Source organism: Clostridium grantii DSM 8605 (assembly GCF_900129965.1).
GTDB lineage: Bacteria > Bacillota > Clostridia > Clostridiales > Clostridiaceae > Clostridium_AF > Clostridium_AF grantii.
Genome location: NZ_FQXM01000074.1, coordinates 1 through 1,903, shown reverse-complemented (window position 1 = coordinate 1,903; position 1,903 = coordinate 1). Strand labels below are relative to the sequence as shown.

Sequence of the window (1,903 nt, the reverse complement as noted above, 5' to 3'; positions counted from 1 at the left end):
CGGATATAATAGAGATGCATTTTATAGAAATACCAAAATTGAAAGATGATAGTGATGAAAAAGATATGTTGGTAGCATGGACTGAGTTTTTAAAGGACCCTGAGAGTGATAAGGTTAGAAGCCTAGAATTAAGTGTGAAAGAAATAAGAGAAGCAAAAGATGAATTAATAAAAATGAGTAATGACAGCGAACAAAGAGAAATTTATGATATGAGAGCTAAAATACTTAAAGATAAAGTAAGTGCACTTAATAAAGCTAAAGAAGAGGGACGAGAAGAAGGTAGAGAAGAAGTAGCTATTAAAGTAGCTAAGAATCTTTTGAAAATGGGATTAACCTTAGAACAAGTTGCAGAAGCTTCTGAGCTATCAGTTGAAAAGATTATAGAAATAAAAAAATAAAATATAAAGAATATAAATTAAGCTTATTGATAAAGCATAAAATTAATATATATTTTTGGCGCTTATGCTAAAAAGGAAGTGAAATTGTGAATATTCCATTAAAATTTAAGGGTGATAAAGCACTATTTGTAAAAATTATGAGGTTTGCTAAAACCATAGATGAAAAATATCCTATCAGGTTTGCATATCTATTTGGGTCATATGCTAGAGGTGATAACCATAGTAATAGTGACATAGATTTAGCTTTTTATTTTGATAAGCATTATTCTGATATTGAGGATGCCTTTAATAGAGGAACAATTATTGAAGATGGTAAAGAATTTTTTAATAAAAATGTTGATATTATTTCGCTAAACAAAGCATCTCTTCTTTTAAAGCATGAAATTATACGAGATGGTATTGTAGTTAAAGATTTTATTGGTAGGGCAACATTTGAATCATTATTGATGAGAGAATACTTTGATTATAAATATTTTTCAGATATATATGATGAAAAAATGATTAAAAATATTAAGAATGGAAACTTCTTTGAGGAGGATTAGATTAATGGTACAAAGAGACGTTATTATATCTAGATTAGATAAATTAAAAGAGTATTTGTTTAATTTGAAAAATATTAGTGTATATTCTAAAGATGAGTACATTAAAAATCCTTTATTATATGGTTCTTGTGAGAGGTTTTTACATTTATCAATTGAGTGTGTTCTAGATATTGCTAATCATACTATTTCTGATATGAATTACAGAAAACCTGAAAATAATAGAGATGTTTTTGAAATTTTATATGAAAATCAAATTATAGATTTTAAACTAAAAGAAAATTTGTGTAACATGGCTGGATTTCGTAATATTTTAGTTCATGATTATTTAAAACTTAATAGAGGAATGGTATTTGATATAGTATTAAACAATTTAGATGATATAAGAAAATTTGCCAAAATAATAGCTGATTATTTATAAGGAATCGGATTAGAAAGATTAGTAATGAGAGCACTCAAAGAGAAATATATGACATTAGAGCCTAACATAATTAAAGAGAAAGTAAGTGCTCTTAATAAAGAAGAAGGATCTGAAGAAAGAGCTATTAAGGTAGCTAATAATCTTTTGAAAATGGGATTAACAGTAGAATAAGTTGCAAAAGCTTCTGAGTTGTCAGTTGAGAAGGTTATAGAAATAAAAAAAATATAAAGTGTAGACTGTAAATAGATTTGAAAAAATATTTGCAGTCTTTTTTAGAATTCAAAATTTTACTCAAGAAGTGTTGGGAGATGAGTGAAAGGATATTGTTTTTTAAAGAAAAGAAGCATGTAATAAAGCAGGATGTTTTTGTCTTATTACATGCTATTTTATCTTGTAGAAGTTGTACCTGAAAAAAACACACCATGACATTTTTACCCAAGTCACAGTTGACCTAGGAAATAGGTGCAGTTCACAGAAATATTGGATAGGATTGTTAAGAAAGATAACTTTGGGTATAATTAAAGTAGTTGAAGAAAAGAGGGTGG

The 1,903-nt window shown here is 27.2% G+C and carries 4 protein-coding genes; all 4 read left to right on the top strand.

Annotated elements, in window-relative coordinates:
- Positions 1 to 398 (top strand): Rpn family recombination-promoting nuclease/putative transposase (locus tag BUB83_RS21065; protein WP_143160627.1); only part of this gene is annotated, 398 nt, incomplete at its 5' end.
- A gap of 86 nt (positions 399 to 484) precedes the next feature.
- Entirely contained in the window at positions 485 to 940 is a 456-nt protein-coding gene (mntA, locus tag BUB83_RS21060) for a type VII toxin-antitoxin system MntA family adenylyltransferase antitoxin (protein ID WP_242950740.1), read from the top strand.
- 4 nt (positions 941 to 944) lie between these two features.
- Positions 945 to 1,358 (top strand): type VII toxin-antitoxin system HepT family RNase toxin, encoded by a 414-nt coding sequence (gene hepT, locus BUB83_RS21055; protein ID WP_073341039.1) that lies wholly within the window; start codon positions 945 to 947, stop codon positions 1,356 to 1,358.
- A 24-nt stretch (positions 1,359 to 1,382) separates the two neighbouring features.
- On the top strand, positions 1,383 to 1,529 hold the full coding sequence (locus tag BUB83_RS22140) for a hypothetical protein (RefSeq protein ID WP_159434137.1): 147 nt from the start codon (positions 1,383 to 1,385) through the stop codon (positions 1,527 to 1,529).
- The last annotated feature ends 374 nt before the right edge of the window (positions 1,530 to 1,903 follow it).